A 21,507-nucleotide genomic window follows, 5' to 3' on the forward strand; every position below is an offset into this window, starting at 1 on the left:
CGGGTCAGGGTCGGTCAGTAGACCATCTGCATGGCCTCGCGGACCTCGGCCAGCGTGGCGTCCGCGATCGCGGCCGCGCGCTCGTTGCCCCGGCGCAGCACCTCGAGCAGGTGGCCAGGGTCCGCGACCAGCTCGGCGCGCCGGGCGCGCACGGGGGCGAGCAGGTCGTTGACCCCCTCGATGGCGGCCTTCTTCAATGCCGCCGCCCCGCCGTCGCCGATCGCCGCGGCCACCTCTGCCGGCCGCCGGTCCGTGGCGAGGGCGGTGAGTAGCACGAGGTTGGCGACCTCGGGACGCCCGACCGGGTCGTAGGTGATGTGCCGGTCGGCGTCGGTGACCGCACGCTTGAGCAGCTTGGCGGTGGTGTCGGCGTCCATACCGAGCTCGATCGCGTTGCCACGCGACTTGCTCATCTTCTGCCCATCGGTGCCGAGTACGCTCGCGGCGTCGGAGAGCAGCGCCTCCGGGCGCGGGAAGACCGGCGCCGAGCCGTCCCCGGCGCGGCCGTAGCGCTCGTCGAAGCGGCGCGCGATCACCCGGGCCTGCTCCAGGTGCGGGAGCTGGTCCTTGCCCACCGGGACGAGGTTCGCCTTGCAGAACAGGATGTCGGCGGCCTGGTGCACCGGATAGGTCAGCAGCAGGCCGGACATCGGCCGGTCGCCGGTGGCCTCGAGCTCGGACTTCACGGTGGGGTTGCGCCGCAGCTCGGCGTCCGTGACGACCGACAGGAACGGCAGCACGAGCTGGTTGAGCGCCGGGACGGCCGAGTGGGTGAAGATCGTGGACCGGTCGGGGTCGATGCCGATCGCCAGGTAGTCCGCCACGAGGGACAGGACGCGGTCGCGGATGGGGCCGACGCCGTCGCGGTCGGTGATGACCTGGTAGTCCGCCACGAGGACGAACGTCTCCACCCCGGCGTCCTGGAGGCGGACCCGGTTGCGCAGGCTGCCGAAGTAGTGCCCCAGGTGCAGGTTGCCCGTGGGGCGGTCGCCGGTGAGCACACGGAACCGGGACGGGTCCGCGGTGATCTCCTCCTCGATGGCGACGCTGCGGCGGCGCGTGCGCTCCAGGGAGGCGTCCGTGGTGGACTCCGCCAGATCGGCGTCCTCGTGGGTGGCGGGCTGGTCCGTGGTCATCCTCTGTCCTCGCGTGTTCGGGGCCGGGTCGGCGGCACCTGGCCCACCATAGTCGCGGGTGGCGTGCGGCCCGGCTCAGCCCACTGCGAGGTAGATCCGCATGCTCAGCGACTCCATCTCGACCGACTCCCCTGGTGAGGCGAGGAGGTTCATCGGGTCGGTGTCGGACTCGGAGCTGGAGAACGCCGGCCGCTCCCAGGCCGAGTCCCAGACCAGCTCGTAGTCCAGGTTGTGGGCCACCGGGAGCTTGACCTCCTGCTGGTCGAGCGAGCCGTTGAGGACGACCAGCAGGTCGCGATCCTCGAACGGTCGGCCCGACCGCATCATCTGCAGGACGCGGTTATGGGGGTCGTGCCAGCGGTGGGTGCTCATCGCCGCGCCCTGGGAGTCGAACCAGGTCAGGTCGGGGAGGTCGTCGCCCTGGGCCGGCTTGCCGGTCGCGAACCGGGTCGGCCGGAGCACCGGGTGCTCGCGGCGCAGCCGTAGCAGGTGCGTGGTGGTGGCGAGCAGGTCCGCGCGCCACGGCGCATGGTCCCAGCTCACCCACGAGATGGCGTTGTCCTGGCAGTAGGCGTTGTTGTTGCCGCCCTGCGTGCGGCCCATCTCGTCCCCGGCCGTGATCATCGGGGCGCCGGCGGAGACGAGCAGGGTGCCCATCAGGTTGCGGATGGAGCGCCGCCGCACCGGGAGGATCTCGGCACCGGGGGAGTCGCGCGGCACGGTCCCCTCGATGCCGTGGTTCCACGAGCGGTTGTCGTTGGAGCCGTCGCGGTTGTCCTCGAGGTTCGCCGTGTTGTGCTTGTGGTCGTACGTCACCAGATCGGCGAGGGTGAACCCGTCGTGCGCGGTGATGAAGTTGACCGAGCCGAGGGGGCCGCGCCCGCCCGGCACCTCGCCGTGACCGAAGAGGTCGGCCGAGCCGGAGATGCGGGTGGCGAGCTCGCGCAGGTCGCGCCCGGCGTGCCCCTTGGCCTGGGCGCTCGCGTCGGAGAGCCAGAACGTGCGCAGCGTGTTGCGGAAACGGTCGTTCCAGTCCGCCATCGGGGCGGGGAACTGACCGGTGCGCCAGCCCGAGGGGCCCAGGTCCCACGGTTCCGAGATGAGCTTGGTGTGCGAGAGCACGGGGTCGGTCGCCATCGCCACGAGGAAGGGGTGGTACGGCGTGTACTCGGCGCCGTTGCGGCCCAGCGTCACCGCGAGGTCGAAGCGGAACCCGTCGACGCCGACCTCGTCGACCCAGTACCGCAGGGAGTCCAGCACGAGCTGGATCGCCCTCGGCCGGCGCAGGTCCAGGGAGTTACCCGTCCCGGTGACGTCCACCAGGTTGCCCGGGGACGCGCCCTGGTGGAGGTAGTAGCCGGTGTTGTCCAGGCCGCGCAGGCTCAGGGTCGGGCCGTCCGCGCCGCCCTCGCAGGTGTGGTTGTAGACGACGTCGAGCACGACCTCGAGCCCGGCGGCGTGCAGCAACGCCACCATGCCCTTGACCTCGGCGAGCACCGCCTGGGGCCCCCCGGCCCGGGCGGTGGCGGTGGCGTAGCGCGGCTCGGGCGCGAAGAAGGCGAGCGTGTTGTAGCCCCAGTAGTTCGTGAGGCCCTTGTCGGTGAGGAACGGCTCGGAGAAGTTCGCGTGGATCGGCAGCAGCTCGATGGTGGTCACGCCCAGGGATCTCAGGTGCGCGATCGTGACGGGGTTGGCCAGGCCGGCGTAGGTGCCACGCAGGTGCTCCGGGACGCCGGGCAGCAGCATCGTCAGCCCGCGCACGTGCGCCTCGTAGAGGACGGTCTGGGACCATGGCACCTCGGGGCCCGGCTGGGCGCCGTCGAAGGCGTCGTCCACCACCACCCCGTGCGCCACGAACGGGGCGGAGTCGACGCCGTCGGCAACGCGCTCACCGGCCACCGGGGCGAGGCTCTCGTCCACCACGTGCCCATAGATCGCGGGCACGGTCTGCACGGCGCCGGCCAGCGCCCGCGCGTACGGGTCGAGCAGGAGCTTGGCGGGGTTGTGCCGCTGGCCCGCGGCCGGGTCCCACCGGCCGTGGACCCGGAACCCGTAGCGCTGCCCCGCGGCCACGCCCGGCACGTGGCCGTGCCAGATCCCGTCCACCGGGCCCCGCAGGCGGAACCGGCGCTCGGTGAGCGAGCCGTCGACCGCGACGTCGATGAGGCAGAGGTCCACGCGCTGGGCGCGGGAGGCGTGTACGGCGACGTCGATGCCGTCCCCGTACAGGTGGGCACCCAGGCGTCGGGGATTGCGTGCCCGGCCGGGCGCGCGCTCGGCACCGTCATCCGTGTAGGACGACGGTGCGGGGCGCCGCAGCGAACCCCGCACGCCGACGACCGAGGTGCTCACGCCGACCATTGAACCGCACCGGGGACGCCGAGGCGCGCCCCCGCGCGGGGGCATGTGCCTCGGGTCGGTGACGCACGTCACGAAGCGGGCAGCCCGATTCCGCCGTCTCGGGCGACAGGTGGCACGCTGGGGTCATGAGGATCGTCGTGTGCGTCAAGCAGGTCCCTGATCTCCAGGCCGAGCGGCGGCTGGACGCCGACGGCCGCCTCGTGCGTGGGGAGGAGGACGTGCTCAACGAGCTCGACGAGAACGCCGTCGAGGCGGCGGTCACGCTCGCCGAGCAGACCGGCGGGACCGTGGTGGCCCTGACCGTCGGCCCCGCGGACGCCGTCGACGCCGTGCGGCGCGCGCTGCAGATGGGGGCCGTCGAGGCGGTGCACGTGTGCGACGAACGCATCGCCGGCTCCGACGTCGTCGGCACCGCCCGCGTGCTGGCCGCGGCCGTGCGCCGGCTCGGCAGCCAGACGCCGGTGGACCTCGTCGTCACCGGCATGGCCGCACTGGACGGCCTCACGACGATGCTGCCCGCCGCGCTCGCGGCGGACCTCGGCCTCCCGCACCTGTCCCTGGCGAGCCATGTCACGCTCGAGGGTCGCACGCTGACCGCCGCCCGGACCATCGGGGACGCCGACGAGGTGTTCGCCACCGACCTGCCGGCCCTGCTCTCGGTGACCGACCAGGCCAACGAGCCCCGCTACCCCAACTTCAAGGCGATCAAGGCCGCCAAGAAGCGGCCGGTCACCACCTGGGACCTCGCGGACCTCGACATCGCCGCGACGACGGCTGCGGCCGACGACGCCCGGCAGGTCGGCGCCCTGGGCGCCGGCACCCGGGTGCGGTCCGCCGCGGCGCGGCCGCAGCGCGAGCCAGGACGCATCATCACCGACTCCGGGGATGCGGGCGCACAGCTCGCCGCGTACCTGGTCGAGAACAAGCTGGTCTGAGGAGAACCATGTCGCAGCTCACCGGAGACCTTCTCGTCGTCGTCGACCACGTCGGCGGCGCGCTCACCGGCCCCTCGGCCGAGGTCCTCACGCTCGCCCGCTCGCTCACCGCCGGGGACGTCGACGCCGTCGCCCTCACCGACGCGCCGGACACCCCCGCGCTCACCGCCCAGGGGGTCCGGCGCGTGTTCGTCCCCGAGCTGGGCGACCTCCCCCCCGAGGTCGGGGCGGTGGCCACCGAGGCGGTGCTCGCCGCCATCACCCAGGCCGGTCCCGCCGCCGTGCTCCTCGTCTCCACCTTCGCGGGCAAGGAGGTCGCCGCCCGCCTGGCCGTGGGTCTCGGCTCGGGTGCGGTCGTGGACGCGACGGGCGTCGAGGTGGCCGACGACGGCACGCTCGTCGTCGCGAAGACGGTCCTGCAGGGCACGTGGGACACCACGTGCACGGTCACGCGCGGTGTGCCGGTCATCGCCGTCGAGCCCACCGCGGTGGTGGCGACAGCGGCCACGGCGCCCGGCCCGGCCGATCCCCGCCCGCTGGCGGTGGACTTCTCCGACCTCGCCCGCGCCGTGCGGCGCGTCTCCCGCACCGAGCGCCCGCGCGGCGGACGGGCCCCCCTGGCCGAGGCGCGCACCGTCGTCGTCGGCGGCCGTGGCGTCGACGGCGACTTCACCCTCGTCGAGCAGCTCGCCGACGAGCTCGGCGGCGCCGTCGGTGCCACGCGGGTGGCGACCGACGAGGGCTGGATCGACCACACCGCGCAGGTAGGCCAGACGGGGGTGACGATCTCCCCGCGCCTGTACGTCGGCGTCGGCGTGAGCGGAGCGGTCCACCACACGGCCGGGATGCAGTCGGCCGAGGTCGTCGTGGCCGTGAACGAGGACCCCGAGGCACCCATCTTCGAGCTGGCCGACCTCGGGATCGTCGGCGACCTGAACGAGGTGCTGCCCCAGGCGATCGCGGAGCTACGGCGGCTGCGGGGCTGACCGCCCGGCCGGCGAGCCGGTCGCGCGCCCACGCGGGTGGGCGCGATCGGGCACGGCGCCGCCGACCCGGCCCGGGCCGACCTCCGCGCCCTCGGCCGGTCCGCGCCGAGCCGGCGTGTGGGCCGCCGGCAGGAGGAGCGTGAGCGGCCCGGTTCGGCGGCTCGGCACAGCGCTCGCCCGGGCCGAGCTCGCGGCGGGTCCTTACACTGGACGACCGTGAGCACCTACCTCGACCACGCCGCCACCACCCCGGTGCGGCCCGACATCGCGGCCGCCTATGCGGAGGAGCTCACCCGGCTCGGGAACCCCTCCTCGCTGCACGCACCGGGCCGGGACGCCCGCCGCCGCCTGGAGGAGGCGCGCGAGCAGCTCGCGGCCACCCTCGACGCCGACCCGGCCGAGGTGCTCTTCACCTCGGGCGGCACCGAGGCCGACAACCTCGCCGTCAAGGGGACGTTCTGGGCCCGCCGCACCGGTGCGCGGACCAGGCTCGCCGTCTCCGCCGTCGAGCACCACGCCGTGCTCGAGGCGGCCCGTTGGCTGGCCACCGACGGGGCGGAGCTCGACCTGCTCGTGGTCACCGCCGCCGGCGTGCTCGACGTCGACGCGCTCGAGCGCCACCTGGCCGAGCACGGGCACCGGACCACGCTCGTGAGCGTGATGTGGGCGAACAACGAAACGGGCGTGCTCCAGCCGCTGGACCGGGTGGTGGCGGCGGCGCGCGCCGCGGGGGTGCCCGTGCACTCCGACGCCGTGCAGGCCGTCGGTCACGTGCCCGTGCGTTTCCATGCCGCCGGCCTGGACGCGTTGAGCCTGTCCGGGCACAAGCTCGGCGCGCCCGTGGGGACCGGTGCCCTGCTGGCCCGGCGAGAGCTCGCGCTGACGCCGGTCGAGCACGGCGGCGGGCAGGAGCGCGGGGTACGGTCCGGCACGCTCGCCGTCGCCGGGGCCCGGGCCCTCGCGCTCGCGGTGAGCTCCGCCGTCGCCGAGCAGGAGGCCGAGACGGCGCGCCTGCGCCGCCTGCGCGACCGACTCCTCACCGCCGTGCGCGCGGCCGTCCCCGGCGTGCACCGCTCCGGTCCGGATCCCGACCACGTCGGTGCCGAGGCCTGGCTGCCCGGCGTCCTCCACCTCACGGTCGCCGGGGCCGACGCCGACGCCCTGCTCTTCGGCCTCGACCGGGCCGGGATCGCCGCGTCCTCGGGCTCGGCCTGCCAGGCCGGTGTGCAGGAGGCCTCGCACGTCCTGCTGGCCATGGGCCGCGATGAGGAGCAGGCCCGTTCGGCGCTGCGGTTCTCGCTGGGTCGCACGACCACGGACGCGGACGTCGACGCCGCGATCGCGGCGCTGCCCGGCGTGGTGGAGAACGCCCGGCGGGCGCACGCGACGCGCCGCCCGCCCCGCGGCCGACCCGTTGTCCTCATCGCCGGCGACGCTCCGACCGCCACCGACGCCCCGCCCGCCCCGAGGGGCCGGAGCTGATGCGCGTCCTGGCCGCACTCTCCGGAGGGGTCGACTCCGCCGTCGCCGCCGCCCGCGCCGTCGACGCGGGCCACGACGTCGTCGGGGTCCACATGGCGCTCTCGCGCTCGCGCGCGCAGCACCGCACCGGCTCGCGCGGGTGCTGCTCGATCGAGGACGCCGGGGACGCCCGCCGGGCCGCCGACGTGCTCGGCATCCCCTACTACGTGTGGGACCTCTCCGAGGAGTTCGAGGAGACCGTGGTGGCGGACTTCCTGTCCGAGTACGCCGCCGGCCGTACCCCCAACCCGTGCGTGCGCTGCAACGAGCACATCAAGTTCGCCGCCCTGCTCGACCGAGGCCTGGCCCTCGGCTTCGACGCCGTCGCCACCGGGCACTACGCCCGCATCGTCGACGCACCCGACGGCGCGGGCGGGACCCGCCGCGAGCTGCACCGCGCCGCGGACGCACTCAAGGACCAGTCCTACGTGCTCGCCGTGACGGGCGTCGACCGCCTGGCGCGGTCGATCTTCCCGCTCGGTGACGCGCCCTCCAAGGCCGCCGTGCGGGCCGAGGCCGCGGCCCGGGGGCTGAGCATCTCGGCCAAGCCCGACTCCTACGACATCTGCTTCGTCGCGGACGGGGACACGCGGGGGTTCCTGCGCGAGCGGTTGGGGGCGCGGCCGGGGGAGGTGGTCGACGCCGACGGGCAGGTCCTGGGCGAGCACGACGGTGCGTACGCGTTCACCGTCGGGCAGCGCAAGGGCCTCGGCCTGACGCGGCCCGCCCCCGACGGGACGCCCCGGTACGTCCTGGAGGTGCGGCCGCAGAGCAACCAGATCGTCGTCGGGCCGGCCGAGCTCCTCAGCGTGGACGAGATCGACGCCGGGCAGACCGTGTGGCTCGCGGACGACGTCGGCGCCGCCGGGTGGACGGATGTCGAGATCCAGGTGCGTGCGCACGGTGCGCCCGTGTCGGCGCGGGTCCGGCGGGTCGGTGGCGAGGTGCGGGCGCGGCTCGCGAAGCCGCTGCGTGGGATCGCGGCCGGGCAGTCGCTCGTCGTGTACGCCGGCTCGCGCGTGCTCGGGCAGTCGACGATCGTGCGGGCGCGGCGGGGCGCGACGCAGCCGGTGTGAACCCGTGCGCAGGGTGAGCCGGTGCGCGGGGTGAACCGGCGCGGGGGTCCCGTGCCGCCCACGGCGGCGACGCCCTACGGTGGGGAGGTGCATGATCTGCCGCTCGCCCGCTCCACCGTCGACCTCGATGCCGCCGCTCGCACCAGGCTCGGCCTGGTCACCGACCTCGCCGCGGACCCGGCCGCGCGTGTCCTGCTGGTGCGGCACGGCGAGGTCGCCGTCGTCGGTGGTTCGCTCGACCTGCGCGCCCCGCAGGAGATCGTCGGGGCCACCTGGGAACCCGAGCACCTGGCGTACCTGGGCCGGGACGACGACGCCGCGTACCTCGCGCTGACCCTGCCCGAGACCCTCGGCGAGGAGCGGGACCTCGACGGCGTGCCCGTTCAGGAGGACGCGGCCCTGGTGGGCTTCGTCGACGGGCTGACGTTCGCGCACCTGCGCGACGTAGGGGACGGGCTGCCCGACCGTGACGCGGGCCTGGCGACCACCGCCGTCGCCCTGTCGTCCTGGCACGCCCGGCACCCGCGCTGCCCTCGGTGCGGGGAGCTGACCGAGGTCGTCGACGCCGGCTGGGTGCGCCGCTGCCCGGCCGACCACACCCTCCACTACCCGCGCACCGACCCGGCGGTCATCATGGCGGTCACCGACCACGCCGACCGGCTGCTCCTCGGGCACGCCGCCCACTGGCCGGAGCACCGGTTCTCCACGCTCGCGGGTTACGTGGAGCCGGGGGAGTCGATCGAGCACGCGGTGGGTCGCGAGGTGGCCGAGGAGGCCGGGCTCGTCGTCGGTGAGGTCGAGTACCGGGCGTCCCAGCCCTGGCCCTTCCCGGCGTCGCTCATGCTCGGGTTCCGGGCGCGGCTCGCGGCGGGCACGAGCACCCAGATCACCGTCGACGGCGTCGAGATCACGCAGGCACGGTTCTTCACGCGCGAGGAGCTCGCTGCCGCGGTGGAGGCGGGCGTGGTGATGCTCCCGATGCGGTCCTCGATCGCGCTCGCGCTCATCGAGGAGTGGTTCGGCGGTCCGCTGCGATGAGTGCCGAGACCGACCTGGCTCGGTTCCTCGCCACGATGGACCCGTACCAGCGACCTGGCGAGTACGTGTTCTGCGTCGCCCCCGGAGGCGAGGTCCCGGCGGGTGTGGCCGTCCAGGCCAGCGTCGTGGAGACCGAGGGCCTCAGCCTGGTGCTGCGCCGCGCGGACGCCGACCGGCTCGCGCTGGCGTACGACTTCGTCGCCGCGTGGATCACGCTGCGGGTCCACTCCGCGCTCGAGGCCGTCGGGCTGACGGCGGCAGTCAGCGCGCGGCTCGCTCGTGCCGGGATCAGCTGCAACGTCATCGCCGGGCACCACCACGACCACCTCCTGGTGCCATCCGGCCGCGCGGAGCAGGCGCTGCAGGCGCTGGGGCCGGATGCGTGAGGTCCTGGAAGCGACCCGGCGCCTGCCGGTCCCGCATGGGTGCAGCCGCCCGGCACCGCTTGGCCCGCAACGAGAACGGACCTGCTGCGACAGGTGGCGGGCTCGCCCCGATGCCCAGACCCCTGGGCGCGGCGGGCCGGTGGCCGGACTAGAGCCCCAGGCGCTTGACGACCTCGGACACTGACGGGTTGGTCGCCGCGGAGCCGTCCGGGAAGACGACCGTCGGCACGGTCTGGTTGCCGCCGTTCACCGATTCGACGAACGAGGCCGAGGACTCGTCCTCCTCGATGTTCACCTCGCTGTAGGCGATGCCCCTGGCGCCGAGCTGCGTCTTCAGGCGACGGCAGTAGCCGCACCAGCTCGTGGTGTACATGGTGATGGTGTCGGCCTCGGGCGGTGCCTGCGTCGTCATGAAGATCCTTCCAGTCATGTCAGGTTCAAACATCCGGTCCGCTCCGATTCTTCCCCACGGTGCCATGTCGTGCGGCCGGACGTGACCGGTGTCTCAACCCGGTGCGGTTCGTGGATGCGCCGCCGCGAAGGGGGCGTGCGCCCACCCGGCGGCGCCCCGGGGCGGCCGCCTGTGGGTGGGGGCGGCCATGTCGGTGCCGGCTGAGAGACTGAGGACGATGAGTACCGAAGAGCTCCTGGCCGATCTGGACGACGACCAGCGCACCGTGGCCGGTCACCTGACCGGCCCACTGTGCGTGCTCGCGGGAGCGGGCACCGGCAAGACCCGAGCGATCACCTATCGCATCGCCAACGGCGTGCGCTCCGGCGTGTACACCCCGCAGACGGTGCTGGCCGTGACGTTCACCGCGCGAGCCGCGGGGGAGATGCGCTCGCGGCTGCGCGACCTCGGCGTCGGGGGCGTCCAGGCCCGCACGTTCCACGCCGCCGCGCTGCGCCAGCTCGCCTACTTCTGGCCGACGGCGATCGGCGGATCGCTCCCGCGCATCGCCGAGCACAAGGCCTCCCTCGTCGCCGAGGCCGCCGGACGTCTCGGCCTGGGTGCGGACCGGGTGGCGGTGCGGGACCTCTCGGGCGAGGTGGAGTGGGCCAAGGTCTCCCTCGTCACCGCCGAGGACTACGTGACCCGGGCCACGAAGGCGGGGCGCGAGGACGTCGCCGGCCACGACCACGCCACCGTCGCCCAACTCCTCTCCGTCTACGAGGACGTCAAGAACGAACGTGGCGTCATCGACTTCGAGGACGTCCTCCTGCTTCTCGTGGGCATCCTGCTCGAGCGGGAGGACATCGCCTCCGACGTCCGCCGCCAGTACCGGCACTTCGTCGTCGACGAGTACCAGGACGTCTCGCCCCTGCAGCAGCGCCTGCTCGACCTCTGGCTCGGTGGGCGCCGCGAGATCTGCGTCGTCGGGGACGTCTCCCAGACCATCTACTCCTTCACCGGGGCCACCCCGCGCTTCCTGACCGACTTTCCCCGCCGTTACGAGGGCGCCACCGTGGTGCGCCTGGCGCGCGACTACCGCTCGACACCCCAGGTGGTCGACGTCGCCAACCGGGTCCTCGCCCAGTCCGGCCGGCACCGGTCGGCCGCCGCCGTCGAGCTCCAGGCGATGCGCCCCGCCTCGGTGCCGGTGCGGTTCGAGACCTACGACGACGACGTCGCCGAGGCCCGCGGCGTCGCCGAACGGATCCGTGTGCTGCAGCAGGCCGGCGTGACCCTCGCCGAGACCGCGGTGCTCTACCGCACCAACGGGCAGGCGGAGGTGCTCGAGCAGGCGCTCGCGGACGCCGGGATCGGCTACCTCGTGCGCGGTGGCGAGCGGTTCTTCTCCCGCCGCGAGGTCCGTGAGGCGCTCGTGCTGCTGCGTGGCGCGGTCCGCTCCACCGGCGACCAGCCGCTGCCCGAGGCGGTGCGGGACGTGCTGGCCTCCGTGGGCTGGTCGCCGCAGCCGCCCGCGGCCCGCGGCGCGGCCCGCGAGCGCTGGGAGTCGCTCGACTCCCTCGTCAACCTCGCCGAGGAGCTGCACACCACGCGCGGCGCCGACATGGCCGGGCTGGTCGCCGAGCTCGACGAGCGCTCGGCCGCCCAGCACGCCCCCACGGTGGCCGGGGTGACGTTGGCCAGCCTGCACGCGGCCAAGGGCCTGGAGTGGGACGCGGTCTTCCTCGTCGGGATGAGCGAGGGCCTGGTACCCATCTCCCTCGCCGAGGGCGACGACGCCGTCTCGGAGGAGCGCCGGCTGCTGTACGTCGGGGTCACCCGCGCCCGGGAGCACCTGCAGCTCTCCTACGCCCGCGCCCGCAGCGTGGGCGGTCGGGCCTCACGGCGCCGGTCGCGGTTCCTGGACGGGATCTGGCCGGAGGACGCCACGGCCCGCCTGGGCAAGCCGTCGCGACGGGCCGCGGCCCGTGCCCGCACGATGTCCTTCGCCGCGGAGAACCCGGCCGACGTCGAACTCTTCGAGCGGCTGCGGACCTGGCGGGCCGAGGTCGCCAGAGCAATCAGCAAGCCGGACTACACCGTCCTGCACGACACCACGCTCCGGGCCGTCGCGACCGCCCGGCCCAAGGACCTGCGCCAGCTCGCCGTCCTGCGGGGCATCGGCGCGACCAAGCTCGAGGCCTACGGGCCGCAGGTGCTCGCCGTCGTCCGGGGCGAGGACGTCGACGTCCAGGAGTGGCTCGCCCGGGGCTGACGAACGGCGCGCGATGAATACGTTGCCCCCGGGCGGGGCCGGCGTTAGTGTCCTGTTCGTCCGTGTCGACAGGATCCTGCCCAGCCAGCGCCAAGGATCCCCGTTCCTGAAGGAGGTGCAGATCACGATGATGAACATCGCCATGCACGGCGCGCCGCTCGCTCGGTTCGTCACTCCCGTCGTGGTCGCCACGCGCCCTGATTCCTTCGGTGCCGTCCCGGCCGCTGCGCGACGTCGAACCACGCGCATCGGTAGCGACCTCGGGTCCGCCTCCGACATGTAAGCCCTGCCCTGCAGGTCTTCCGGCCGCGGTACCCCAGCGGGTCCCGCGGCCTTCGCCTCGGACGAGCCACGCGCCCCGACGTCCCGGATGGTGAACGACCTTCAGGAGCAGTTCGTGCAGCTCACAGCCCTACTCGACCAGATCAGCCAGCGGCCCTCCGTCTCCTGGCCGACCACCACAACCACCCCCACCCCCGCGCCGGCCGGCGCCGCCCGCTCCTTCGCGGACGACCCGGGCCGGGGGGAGTTCTCGGCTCCGCCGCCGATGGCCGGCGCGATACCCTGCCGGCGCGGCGCGGACACGGACCTGTGGTTCGCCGAGCGCACCGCCGACGTCGAGCGTGCCAAGGCACTGTGCCGGGCGTGCCCCGTACGCCAGGCTTGCCTGACGGGTGCCCTCGAGCGTTCCGAACCGTGGGGCGTGTGGGGCGGGGAGGTCTTCCAGGACGGCGTCGTCGTCGCGCGCAAGCGTGGGCGCGGCCGACCCCGCAAGGACGGGACTGCCGCGTGAACCGACCAGCTCGGTGACTCAACCGCACCGCCGGCGCCGCGCCGAACGGATCAGCTCGATCGGTGTCCCCGCGTGCCTGAGGGCTTCCTGGCCGGCCCGCCGGCAATCACCCAGCGACGGGTCCGTGCGGAGGGGCGGGGACGTGGAGCCGGCGAGCCGGGCCGGTGGTCAGACCCGCACGCGGGTGCCGGCCGGTGCCTCGGCGGCCGTGGGGGCCGCGCACTCGCAGTCCGGGTGCACCGACCACGTACGCAGCACCGGCAGCGGCTCGAGCGCATTCGCCGCCAGCGTCGCGCCGCGCACGGCCACCTCCCGGCCGTCCACCGCGGCGAGCACCTGGTGCGCGGCGAGGGCCGCCCCGACCTGCGCGAGGCCCGCGTCGGTCCGGCTCGGCGCACTCGTGCGCAGCTGGGTCGCGACGGCCGGCCAGCCGGGGTCCGCCGCGGTGTGGTGCAGGTCCAGGCACCGCGAGCACGGCCCCCGACCCCGCTCCACGAGTGGGCCGACGACGACGTCGACCTCACCGACGACCACCGGCAGGTGCACCGTCCCGGACCGGACGAGCGGGCGCAGCCGGACCGGGTCCGCCACGCCGGTGAAGACGGCGACGACGACGTCGCACGTCGCGTCCCGCGCCGATGTGCGCAGCCCGGGGCGGAGGGTGCGCAGGTGTGCGACCGCCTGGGCGGCGCGGCTGCGCCCGAGGTCCCACGGCTGGAAGACGCCGAGGTCCGGCTCGGTCACCGGAGAGGTGTCCTCCACGAGCAGCGTGCCCACCCCGGCCGTCGCCAGGAACATCGCCAGGGTCATCCCGAGGCGATCCAGCCCGAGGACACGCACCCGCGCCGCCGACCGGGTGGCCATCACGGTGCCACCGTCGCCCGTCAGCCGCTCCCAGTACGCCTCCTCCGGGCCCGGCTCCGCCCGGGACACCCGCCGGCCGGGGTGCGCCACCAGGACGTCGGCCCGGGTGAGCGTCGCCACCAGCTCGCCCGCACGCTCGGCCGTGATCCCGACGGTCCGGGCGGACCGGGCCAGGTCCGCCGGGGTGCACTCGTGGCGCAGCCGCTCGAGCAGCCGTTGGTCACCGGTGCTCAGGTGCTCGAGCACGACGGCGCGGCGCGGGTCCGCACCGATCTGACTCACGCCCGCGCCGCGCCACAGCACCGGCAGGCCCGCTCGGATCCGCATCGTCGCCCCCTCTCACCCGGCCGGTCCAGGCCGGCAGTGGTGAGCGTGCCACGGGCTCGTCGGCCCCTGCCAGGGCCAGGCCGCCGCCTGTGGACAACGGTCGGGATGCGCTCCCGGACGGCGTCAGGACCCGGCCGGCTCCTGCCCGTCCCGGGGGTCGCCGGGCCGGTCCCGCGGCGGGTCGGGCTGGTCGTCGGGTTCGGGAGCATCGCCCGGTTCGGGAGCGTCGCCAGGTTCGGGAGCGTCGCCCGGGCGGGCGCCGTCGAGCAGGGCCGCGAGTGCCGCGTCCACGTCCTCGTCCGCCTCGCGTGCGGCCTGGCGCACGGCGACGAAACCGCCCGGGTCGTCCAGCTCATCCGGGGTGGGCATGAGATCCGGGTGCGCCCACAACCGGTCACGTTCGACGGCGCCGCGCGCGGTTCCGAGCGAGGACCAGAGCGTGGCCGCCTCACGCAGCCGGCGCGGCCTCAGCTCGAGGCCGACCAGGGCCGCGAACGTCTGCTCGGCCGGCCCGCCCGTGGCCCGCCGTCGTCGGAGCATCTCCCGCAGTGGTACCGCGTGCGGCAGGTGCGGGGCCACGGCCTGCCCGGCGACCTCCTCCACCCAGCCCTCGACGAGCGCGAGCGCCGTCTCGAGCCGGACCAGCGCGGCGCGCTGCGTCTCGGACTGCTCGAGCGCGAACACCCCGCCGGAGAGCGCCTCCCGGAGCTGTTCCGGGTTGGTCGGGTCGATCCCACGGATCGCGTCCTCCATCGCCTCGGTGTCGATGGTGATCTCCCGGGCGTACGCCTCGACGATGCCGAGGAGGTGGGTGCGCAGCCACGGCACGTGCGCGAAGAGCCGCGTGTGGGCGACCTCCCGGACGGCCAGGAAGAGCCGGATCTCCTCCGGCGGGGCGTCCAGGCCCTCGCTGAACTCGGCGACGTTGGCCGGGACCAGGGCGGAGCCCGGCTGTTCCAGAAGGGGCAGGCCGGTGTCGGTGGGACCGAAGGCCTCGCGGGCCATCACACCCACGGCCTGGCCGAGCTGCATGCCGAAGACGGCGCTGCCGAGCTGGCGCAGCATGCCCTGCGCGGTGCCCATCTGCTCGGCCAGGGCCCGGACCTCGGGCGGCATCTGCTCGGCCTGGGCGGCGATGGTGCTGACGAGGGCCTGCGTCACGGACGTCGCGACCGGTTCGGAGAGCCGCTTCCAGGTCGGGATGGTGCGCTCGACCCAGTCGGCGCGGCTCCAGGCCTGATGCTGTCCACCGGCCGGGCCGAAATCCGTCGCGGCGTCCAGCCAGAGGTCCGCCACCGACAGTGCCGTGCGGACCTCCTCGGCCTGCGTGGCGGTGACCGCCGGGTCGCCGCCCCCGGACGCCGCCTGGCGCGCGAGCGTCTTGGCGATGTCCCAGTTGACCGGGTCGCTCCCGCCCGAGGACAGCAACTGCTGCATCTGGGTGAGCATCAGCATGAGCTGGTTCTGGTCGGTGGGCAGGCCCGCGGCCTGCGACATGGCTGCGGGGTCCAGACCGGAGGCCCGCATCGCCCGCATCGCCTCCTCGGCCGCCTCCGGGCCCATCATCGACCGCAGCAGCTGCTCCCAGCTGTCGGGCTCGTCCCCGCCGGGGCGGGCAGGGTCCTGGCTCATCGGTGCTCCTCGGGTCGTAGAGGTCCACGGTAACCGCCGTGCACGACCAGCGGCACGCGCGGGAGCCCATCCGGGGCCACCGTTCGCCGAGGGCGCACGAGGACGGCGGCCGGCGGCCGCACGAGGGCAGTGGCCGAGAGATCTCACCGGCGGCCGCCGAGGGGTACGCGGGCTTGCTCTCAGGGCACGGCGCCCAGGCGGCTCCCAGGAGCGTGCGGCATGATGTGTCGGTGAGATCGCCCCGCCGCCACGGCCGGATCGCGCCCGAGGCGACGACCGGCGAGCCCGAGCTCGGCGGCCCGGATGCCGGCGACTGGGCGGCGGCCGAGGCGACCGTGGACCTCGACGAGGACCGCCCGCCGCTCTCGCACCGGTCCGTCACGCTCGTCATGTCCGGCGCACTGCTGGCCGTCCTGCTCCTGGCGATGGTGCTCGTCCCGCTGCCCTACGCCGTCGAGGCGCCCGGTCCGACCGTGAACACGCTCGGCGACGTCGACGGGGAGCCGCTCATCACCGTCGACGGTGCCGAGACCTACCCGACGTCGGGCGAGCTCCGGCTCACCACCATCTCGGTCTCCGGCGGGCCGGGCTACCCCGTCACCGCCGCCGATGTGCTCACCGCCTGGCTCTCGCCCACGAAGGTGGTCCTGCCCCGGGAGGCGGTGTTCCCCGAGGGCAGCACGCGCGAGTCCATCGACGAGGAGTCCGACGCACAGATGGTGTCCTCCCAGACGAATGCCACGGTCGCGGCGCTGGAGGAGCTCGGTCACGACGTCCCCATGGTCCTCACCGTGGCCGGCGTGGCGCCGGGCTCGGGGGCCGAGGGGATCCTCCGCGCCGGCGACGTCGTCACCGCCGTCGAGCCGGCGGGCGGCACCCGGACCACGGTCGGGTCCTTCTCCGACCTCTCCGGGGTGCTCGCCGCGACGCCACCCGGGACCGGGCTCGCCGTCACGGTGGAGCGCGACGGCGAGCCCGTCACGTTCGATGTCACGACGACGGCCCCCACGCCCCCCGAGCCGGCGGCCGAGCCCGAGCCCGGCAGCCTGCTCGGCGTCCTGCTCGAGCCCGACGTCGAGCTGCCGGTCGACGCCTCCTTCGACATCGACAAGATCGGCGGCCCCAGCGCGGGCACCATGTTCGCGCTCGGCCTCATCGACCTGCTCACCCCGGGCGAGATGACCGGCGGGCAGCACATCGCCGGCACCGGCACGATGGACCTCTCCGGCCACGTCGGCCCCATCGGGGGCATCCGGCTCAAGCTCGTCGCCGCCCGGCGGGACGGCGCCACCTGGTTCCTCGCCCCGAAGGGCAACTGCGACGAGGTCGTCGGGCACGTCCCGGAGGGGCTGAACGTCGTCGCCGTCGGCACGTTGGCGGAGGCCCACGACGCCGTCGAGGCGATCGGCGTCGGAACCGGCGCCACGCTGTCGACCTGTGCCGGCTAGGAAGCCGGACCTGGACGAGGGCCACGCCCGCCGGACCGTGCCCACCCGGACATCACCCGGAACCCCGGCACGCCTCGCACGGGCGGCCGGCGGTCTCGGGGCCGCCCGCCCGGACTGTCAGGCGAACGTGGCCTGCAGCGCCTCGACGAGGCCCGGGACGGCATCCGTCGAACCGGCGACGGCATCGTCGGAGTCGTGACTGCGGCTCCGCAGCGCGCACCAGGACTCCCCGGAGCGCAGCACCCCGACGACCATCCGGACGTCGGATCGGTCGGGGTGGTTCATCAGGTACTCGAGTGCGGCCTCAGGGTCGGTCGGCATGGCGCCCTCGGCGTCGGGTGGGACGACCATGCGCTCGACGGCGACCGCCGCGCCGCCGACCTGGTCCGGCCAGGCGAGCCGGCCCAGCAACTCCTCCAGCGTCGGGGCCTCGGGCAAGCCCTCCTGCTCGATGCTCGTCAGGTGCTCCGCGTCCGCCCGGGCGGCGTCGATGGCCTCGGGCGTGAGCTCGTCCGCCAGCCCGGGCGTGGCGGCGAGGGCGTCACCGGTGCGGACCAGGGCGAACACGAGTACGGGGGTGTCCCAGCCGAGCGTGGCGACGTGCCGCTCGATGTCGACGACGGCGAGGCGCAGGGCCCGTTCGCGAGGTGTGGGGTCAGCGGGCTGTTCACTCATGCCCCCATGATCGCGTACCGCACGGCACCCGCGGCGACGCGCCGCGCAGTACGCGATAACCACGCGATCACCCACCGCGCGGCACCCGCGATGACGCACCGCGCGACACGCCCCCCGCCCGCCGCCGGGAACCTGTGGGAACCTTGGGGGGAGTGCGGGCGTTCGCCAAGTAGGCCGTGGGCCGACCTTGACGTCGCTCCGCGGACATCCGAACGACCGACTACCGCTGAGGTGCTGCTCTGTGACGACCGCATCCGTTCCCCGTCCCCCCGGCCAACGGACCGGAGGTCAGCGCCGGGGCGCGCTGCTTCCCACCATCATCGTCCTCGCGGTGCTGGCGGCCATCGTCATGGCGCTCGCCCAGGTCTGGACCGAGGTGCAGTGGTTCCAGCAGCTGGGCTTCACCCAGGTGCTCATCACCGAGTGGGGCTGGCGCGCCGCGCTGTTCGTGGTCGGCTTCCTCATCATGGGTGGTGCGGTCCTCCTCAACCTCTACCTCGCCTACTCCCGCCGGCTGATCTACCCGCCGACGACGCCGGAGGAGCGCAATCTCGACCGCTACCGGGAGAGCATCGAACCGCTGCGCCGTCTCGTGATGATCGGTGGCCCGATCGTGCTGGGTCTGTTCGCCGGCGCGAGCCTGTCGAGCCAGTGGCGCCCGGTCCTCACGTGGCTCAACGCCGAGCCCTTCGGCCGGGTCGACCCCCAGTTCCAGATCGACATCGGCTTCTTCGTCTTCACCCTGCCGGTGGTCCGTTCCCTGGTCTCGTTCCTCATGACCGTGGTGTTCATGTCCATCGCTGCGGCCCTGATCACGCACTACCTCTACGGCGGGATCTCGCTGGCCCCCCGCCAGCAGCGCGTCTCGCCGCCCGCACGGGTGCACCTGTCGATCCTCGCGACGATCTTCGTCCTGCTGATCGCGCTGAGCTACTGGCTGGACCGGTACTCCCTGATGGTCGGGGAGAACGAACGGTTCGCGGGCGCGTCCTACGCGGACATCAACGCGAACCTGCCGGCCAAGGCGATCCTCGCCGGCATCGCCGTCGTCGTCGCGATCCTGTTCATCGTCACGGCCTTCAAGGGCACCTGGCGCCTGCCGGCCGCCGGCATCGTCCTGATGATCCTCTCGGCGATCGTGGTGGGCTCCGTGTACCCCGCCATCGTCCAGCGCTTCCAGGTGGAGCCGAACGCCGTCGAGGCCGAGAGCAAGTTCATCCAGCGCAACATCGACTCCACCCTCGCCGCCTACGACCTCGAGGACATCCAGGTCGAGACCTACTCGGCGACCACGGAGGTGGCGGCGGGCCAGCTCCGGGAGGACAGCCAGTCCACGGCGTCGATCCGTCTGCTGGACCCGAACATCGTCTCCCCGACGTTCAACCAGTTGCAGCAGAACCGCCAGTACTACGCGTTCCCGCAGAACCTGTCCGTGGACCGCTACCAGATCGAGGGCGAGAAGCGCGACACGGTCATCGCGGTGCGCGAGCTCAACCAGAACGGTCTCGGTCAGAACCAGCGCACCTGGGTCAACGACCACACCGTCTACACGCACGGCTTCGGCGTCGCCGCCGCCTACGGCAACACGGTCCGCGGTGACGGCCGGCCCGCGTTCTTCGAGCAGGGCATCCCGAGCACGGGGGAGCTGGGGGAGTACGAGCCCCGCGTCTACTTCGGCCAGGAGGAGAACGCGCAGTACTCCATCGTCGGAGCGCCGGAGGGCACCGCGCCCTGGGAGCTGGACTACCCCGACGACGCCGCCCCCAACGGACAGGTGAACACCACCTACACGGGCGCCGGGGGCCCCTCCATCGGCACCCTGTGGAACAAGCTGCTCTACGCGCTGAAGTTCGGCGACATGCAGATCCTCTTCTCCGACCGCGTCACCGAGGAGTCGCAGATCCTCTTCGACCGCGCCCCGCACGACCGCGTCGCGAAGGTCGCGCCGTACCTCACGCTCGACAACCGGGCCTACCCGGCCGTCGTCGACATGGACGGTGACCCGGCCACGCCCAAGGACCTCGTCTGGATCGTCGACGCCTACACCACCACCAACGACTACCCGTACTCCGCGCGCGAGTCGCTCGAGGACGCCGTCACGGACTCGATCGTCGGACCGAACGGGCTGCCCGCAGCGGTCGGTGTCGCCCCCGCCGAGGTGAACTACATCCGCAACTCGGTCAAGGCCGTGGTGAACGCGTACGACGGCGCCGTCACCCTGTACGAGTGGGACGAGCAGGACCCGATCCTGGACACCTGGCAGAACGTCTTCCCCGACCAGATCACGCCGGTGAGCGAGATCAGCGGCGACCTCATGAGTCACCTGCGGTACCCGGAGGACCTGTTCAAGGTCCAGCGCGAGCTGCTGAAGAACTACCACGTCACCGACGCGGCGTCGTTCTACTCGGGCTCGAACTTCTGGAACGTCCCGGACGACCCGACGCTCGAGGGCGTCCCGCAGCCGCCGTTCTACCTGACCATGCAGATGCCGGACCAGGACCAGGCACAGTTCTCGCTCACGTCCAGCTTCATCCCCGGTGGGCAGACCGAGCGCAACATCCTCACCGGCTTCCTCGCCGTCGACTCGGAGACGGGCGATGTGGCCGGCGAGGTGCGCGAAGGATACGGCCGGATGCGCCTGCTCGAGCTGCCGTCCGACGTGACCGTCCCCGGCCCCGGTCAGGTGCAGAACAACTTCAACGCCAACCCGACCATCTCCACCGAGCTCAACCTGCTCCGTCAGGGTGGTTCGGAGGTCCGGTTGGGCAACCTGCTCACGCTGCCGGTCGGTGGCGGACTGCTGTACGTCCAGCCCGTCTACGTCCAGGCCTCCAGCGGCACGCAGTACCCGCTGCTGCAGCACGTGCTCGTCTCCTTCGGTGACACGATCGGGTTCGCGCCCACGCTCGACGCGGCGCTCGACCAGGTCTTCGGGGGCGACTCCGGTGCGCAGGCCGGCGACGCCGGCGTCGTGCCGGCCGAGCCGGGTACGGATCCTGGTGCGACGCCGGACGTGCCGGCCGCGGCGCAGGAGCGCCTGACGCAGGCGCTGGCGGACGCGCAGCAGGCGCTGACCGACGGCAACGCCGCACTGGCCGCGGGGGACTTCGCCGCGTACGGCAAGGCCCAGGACCGCCTGAGCGCCGCCATCTCGGCCGCGATCGCGGCCGAGGACGAGATCGCGGCCGCCGCCGGGACGGATCCGGCCACCGTGACGCCCGGTGCCACCGCGACCGACGGCGCGACCGAGACGCCTACCGGGGAAGCGACCAGCTAGAACGCACGGCACGACGGCGGGGCCGCACCCCTCGGGGTACGGCCCCGCCGTCGTCCGCGGCGGGATCCGTCGCCGGCGGCCGTGGCAGCCGGCGGCTGGCGGTGATGGCGAGGACGAGCGCGGCTGATGGCGCCGGAAGGCGGCGTCCGGTTCGTGTGAGCCAGGGCACCCGCAGATGATTTGCCTCAGCCGCTCACGCCGACGTAACCTGTACAAGCCGACGCGGGGTGGAGCAGTTCGGTAGCTCGCCGGGCTCATAACCCGGAGGTCGCAGGTTCAAATCCTGCCCCCGCTACCAAAGTCGCAGGTCAGGCACGGTTTTCCCTCTTCCAACGAGGAGTGAAACCATGCGAGACTCGGCGAAAAGTCGGCGCATCCACGCGATG

At 73.6% G+C, this 21,507-nt stretch carries 17 protein-coding genes and 1 tRNA gene; 12 read left to right on the forward strand and 6 right to left on the reverse strand.

The features are described from left to right. Positions 1-14: 14 nt before the first annotated feature. Both trpS and glgX read right to left on the reverse strand, forming a co-directional pair. The gene (trpS, locus tag ACYC1Z_RS04975; protein WP_461408435.1) at positions 15-1,136 is read right to left on the reverse strand and encodes a tryptophan--tRNA ligase; all 1,122 of its coding nucleotides are present in this window, start codon (positions 1,134-1,136) and stop codon (positions 15-17) included. Between the two features lie 75 nt (positions 1,137-1,211). Next, positions 1,212-3,488: a glycogen debranching protein GlgX gene (glgX, locus tag ACYC1Z_RS04980; protein ID WP_461408436.1), complete on the reverse strand. Its 2,277-nt coding sequence runs from the start codon at positions 3,486-3,488 to the stop codon at positions 1,212-1,214. A gap of 134 nt (positions 3,489-3,622) precedes the next feature. Here glgX and ACYC1Z_RS04985 point away from each other — a divergent pair, with 134 nt between their 5' ends. The 6 genes from ACYC1Z_RS04985 (at position 3,623) to ACYC1Z_RS05010 (ending at position 9,439) form a co-directional block, all read left to right on the forward strand. Further along, entirely contained in the window at positions 3,623-4,432 is an 810-nt protein-coding gene (locus tag ACYC1Z_RS04985) for an electron transfer flavoprotein subunit beta/FixA family protein (protein WP_461408437.1), read from the forward strand. An 8-nt stretch (positions 4,433-4,440) separates the two neighbouring features. Continuing rightward, positions 4,441-5,418 (forward strand): electron transfer flavoprotein subunit alpha/FixB family protein, encoded by a 978-nt coding sequence (locus ACYC1Z_RS04990; RefSeq protein ID WP_461408438.1) that lies wholly within the window; start codon positions 4,441-4,443, stop codon positions 5,416-5,418. A gap of 216 nt (positions 5,419-5,634) precedes the next feature. Next, a complete protein-coding gene (locus tag ACYC1Z_RS04995) occupies positions 5,635-6,900 on the forward strand; it encodes a cysteine desulfurase family protein (RefSeq protein ID WP_461408439.1) in 1,266 nt (421 codons plus the stop codon). Then, positions 6,900-8,015: a tRNA 2-thiouridine(34) synthase MnmA gene (mnmA, locus tag ACYC1Z_RS05000; RefSeq protein ID WP_461408440.1), complete on the forward strand. Its 1,116-nt coding sequence runs from the start codon at positions 6,900-6,902 to the stop codon at positions 8,013-8,015. Before ACYC1Z_RS04995 ends, mnmA begins: the two co-directional genes overlap by 1 nt. An 87-nt stretch (positions 8,016-8,102) precedes the next feature. Next, a complete protein-coding gene (gene nudC, locus ACYC1Z_RS05005; RefSeq protein ID WP_461408441.1) occupies positions 8,103-9,053 on the forward strand; it encodes an NAD(+) diphosphatase in 951 nt (316 codons plus the stop codon). Next, positions 9,050-9,439 carry an ACT domain-containing protein gene (locus tag ACYC1Z_RS05010; RefSeq protein WP_461408442.1) on the forward strand — a complete coding sequence of 130 codons (390 nt, stop codon included), beginning with the start codon at positions 9,050-9,052 and terminating at the stop codon, positions 9,437-9,439. Before nudC ends, ACYC1Z_RS05010 begins: the two co-directional genes overlap by 4 nt. Before the next feature lie 148 nt (positions 9,440-9,587). Here the strand turns inward: ACYC1Z_RS05010 and ACYC1Z_RS05015 are convergent, their stop codons facing one another. Beyond that, positions 9,588-9,851 carry a mycoredoxin gene (locus ACYC1Z_RS05015; protein ID WP_461408443.1) on the reverse strand — a complete coding sequence of 88 codons (264 nt, stop codon included), beginning with the start codon at positions 9,849-9,851 and terminating at the stop codon, positions 9,588-9,590. 217 nt (positions 9,852-10,068) lie between these two features. On the opposite strand from ACYC1Z_RS05015, the gene ACYC1Z_RS05020 reads away from it, so the two are divergent. The 3 genes from ACYC1Z_RS05020 to ACYC1Z_RS05030 all read left to right on the forward strand — a co-directional run bounded on the left by ACYC1Z_RS05020 (position 10,069) and on the right by ACYC1Z_RS05030 (position 12,898). Next, a complete protein-coding gene (locus tag ACYC1Z_RS05020; RefSeq protein WP_461408444.1) occupies positions 10,069-12,105 on the forward strand; it encodes an ATP-dependent helicase in 2,037 nt (678 codons plus the stop codon). A gap of 13 nt (positions 12,106-12,118) precedes the next feature. Then, entirely contained in the window at positions 12,119-12,388 is a 270-nt protein-coding gene (locus ACYC1Z_RS05025; protein WP_461408445.1) for a hypothetical protein, read from the forward strand. A 114-nt stretch (positions 12,389-12,502) separates the two neighbouring features. Further along, positions 12,503-12,898, forward strand: coding sequence for a WhiB family transcriptional regulator (locus tag ACYC1Z_RS05030; protein WP_461408446.1), 396 nt, complete (start codon positions 12,503-12,505; stop codon positions 12,896-12,898). A gap of 168 nt (positions 12,899-13,066) precedes the next feature. Here ACYC1Z_RS05030 and ACYC1Z_RS05035 read toward each other — a convergent pair whose 3' ends face one another. Together ACYC1Z_RS05035 and ACYC1Z_RS05040 are read right to left on the reverse strand one after the other, a co-directional pair. Continuing rightward, positions 13,067-14,089: a ThiF family adenylyltransferase gene (locus ACYC1Z_RS05035; protein WP_461408447.1), complete on the reverse strand. Its 1,023-nt coding sequence runs from the start codon at positions 14,087-14,089 to the stop codon at positions 13,067-13,069. Between the two features lie 123 nt (positions 14,090-14,212). After that, the gene (locus ACYC1Z_RS05040) at positions 14,213-15,721 is read right to left on the reverse strand and encodes a zinc-dependent metalloprotease (protein WP_461408448.1); all 1,509 of its coding nucleotides are present in this window, start codon (positions 15,719-15,721) and stop codon (positions 14,213-14,215) included. Positions 15,722-15,951: 230 nt separating this feature from the next. Between ACYC1Z_RS05040 and ACYC1Z_RS05045 the strand changes: the two genes are divergently transcribed. After that, entirely contained in the window at positions 15,952-17,169 is a 1,218-nt protein-coding gene (locus tag ACYC1Z_RS05045) for a YlbL family protein (RefSeq protein WP_461408449.1), read from the forward strand. A gap of 117 nt (positions 17,170-17,286) precedes the next feature. On the opposite strand, the gene ACYC1Z_RS05050 is transcribed toward ACYC1Z_RS05045, so the two are convergent. Next, a complete protein-coding gene (locus ACYC1Z_RS05050) occupies positions 17,287-17,844 on the reverse strand; it encodes a PPA1309 family protein (protein WP_461408450.1) in 558 nt (185 codons plus the stop codon). Between the two features lie 241 nt (positions 17,845-18,085). Between ACYC1Z_RS05050 and ACYC1Z_RS05055 the strand changes: the two genes are divergently transcribed. Then, on the forward strand, positions 18,086-21,121 hold the full coding sequence (locus tag ACYC1Z_RS05055; RefSeq protein ID WP_461408451.1) for a UPF0182 family membrane protein: 3,036 nt from the start codon (positions 18,086-18,088) through the stop codon (positions 21,119-21,121). Positions 21,122-21,342: 221 nt separating this feature from the next. After that, positions 21,343-21,419: transfer RNA gene (locus ACYC1Z_RS05060), tRNA-Met, on the forward strand. Positions 21,420-21,507 lie beyond the last annotated feature (88 nt).

This window comes from Georgenia sp. (genome assembly GCF_054605595.1).

What these genes read in the sequence shown, in the direction of transcription:
- trpS (WP_461408435.1), bottom strand. Translation starts at nt 1,136, where the DNA reads ATGACCACGGACCAGCCCGCCACCCACGAGGACGCCGATCTGGCGGAG.
- ACYC1Z_RS04985 (WP_461408437.1), top strand. Translation starts at nt 3,623, where the DNA reads ATGAGGATCGTCGTGTGCGTCAAGCAGGTCCCTGATCTCCAGGCCGAG.
- ACYC1Z_RS04990 (WP_461408438.1), top strand. Translation starts at nt 4,441, where the DNA reads ATGTCGCAGCTCACCGGAGACCTTCTCGTCGTCGTCGACCACGTCGGC.
- mnmA (WP_461408440.1), top strand. Translation starts at nt 6,900, where the DNA reads ATGCGCGTCCTGGCCGCACTCTCCGGAGGGGTCGACTCCGCCGTCGCC.
- ACYC1Z_RS05010 (WP_461408442.1), top strand. Translation starts at nt 9,050, where the DNA reads ATGAGTGCCGAGACCGACCTGGCTCGGTTCCTCGCCACGATGGACCCG.
- ACYC1Z_RS05015 (WP_461408443.1), bottom strand. Translation starts at nt 9,851, where the DNA reads ATGACGACGCAGGCACCGCCCGAGGCCGACACCATCACCATGTACACC.
- ACYC1Z_RS05020 (WP_461408444.1), top strand. Translation starts at nt 10,069, where the DNA reads ATGAGTACCGAAGAGCTCCTGGCCGATCTGGACGACGACCAGCGCACC.
- ACYC1Z_RS05025 (WP_461408445.1), top strand. Translation starts at nt 12,119, where the DNA reads ATGAATACGTTGCCCCCGGGCGGGGCCGGCGTTAGTGTCCTGTTCGTC.
- ACYC1Z_RS05035 (WP_461408447.1), bottom strand. Translation starts at nt 14,089, where the DNA reads ATGCGGATCCGAGCGGGCCTGCCGGTGCTGTGGCGCGGCGCGGGCGTG.
- ACYC1Z_RS05040 (WP_461408448.1), bottom strand. Translation starts at nt 15,721, where the DNA reads ATGAGCCAGGACCCTGCCCGCCCCGGCGGGGACGAGCCCGACAGCTGG.
- ACYC1Z_RS05050 (WP_461408450.1), bottom strand. Translation starts at nt 17,844, where the DNA reads ATGAGTGAACAGCCCGCTGACCCCACACCTCGCGAACGGGCCCTGCGC.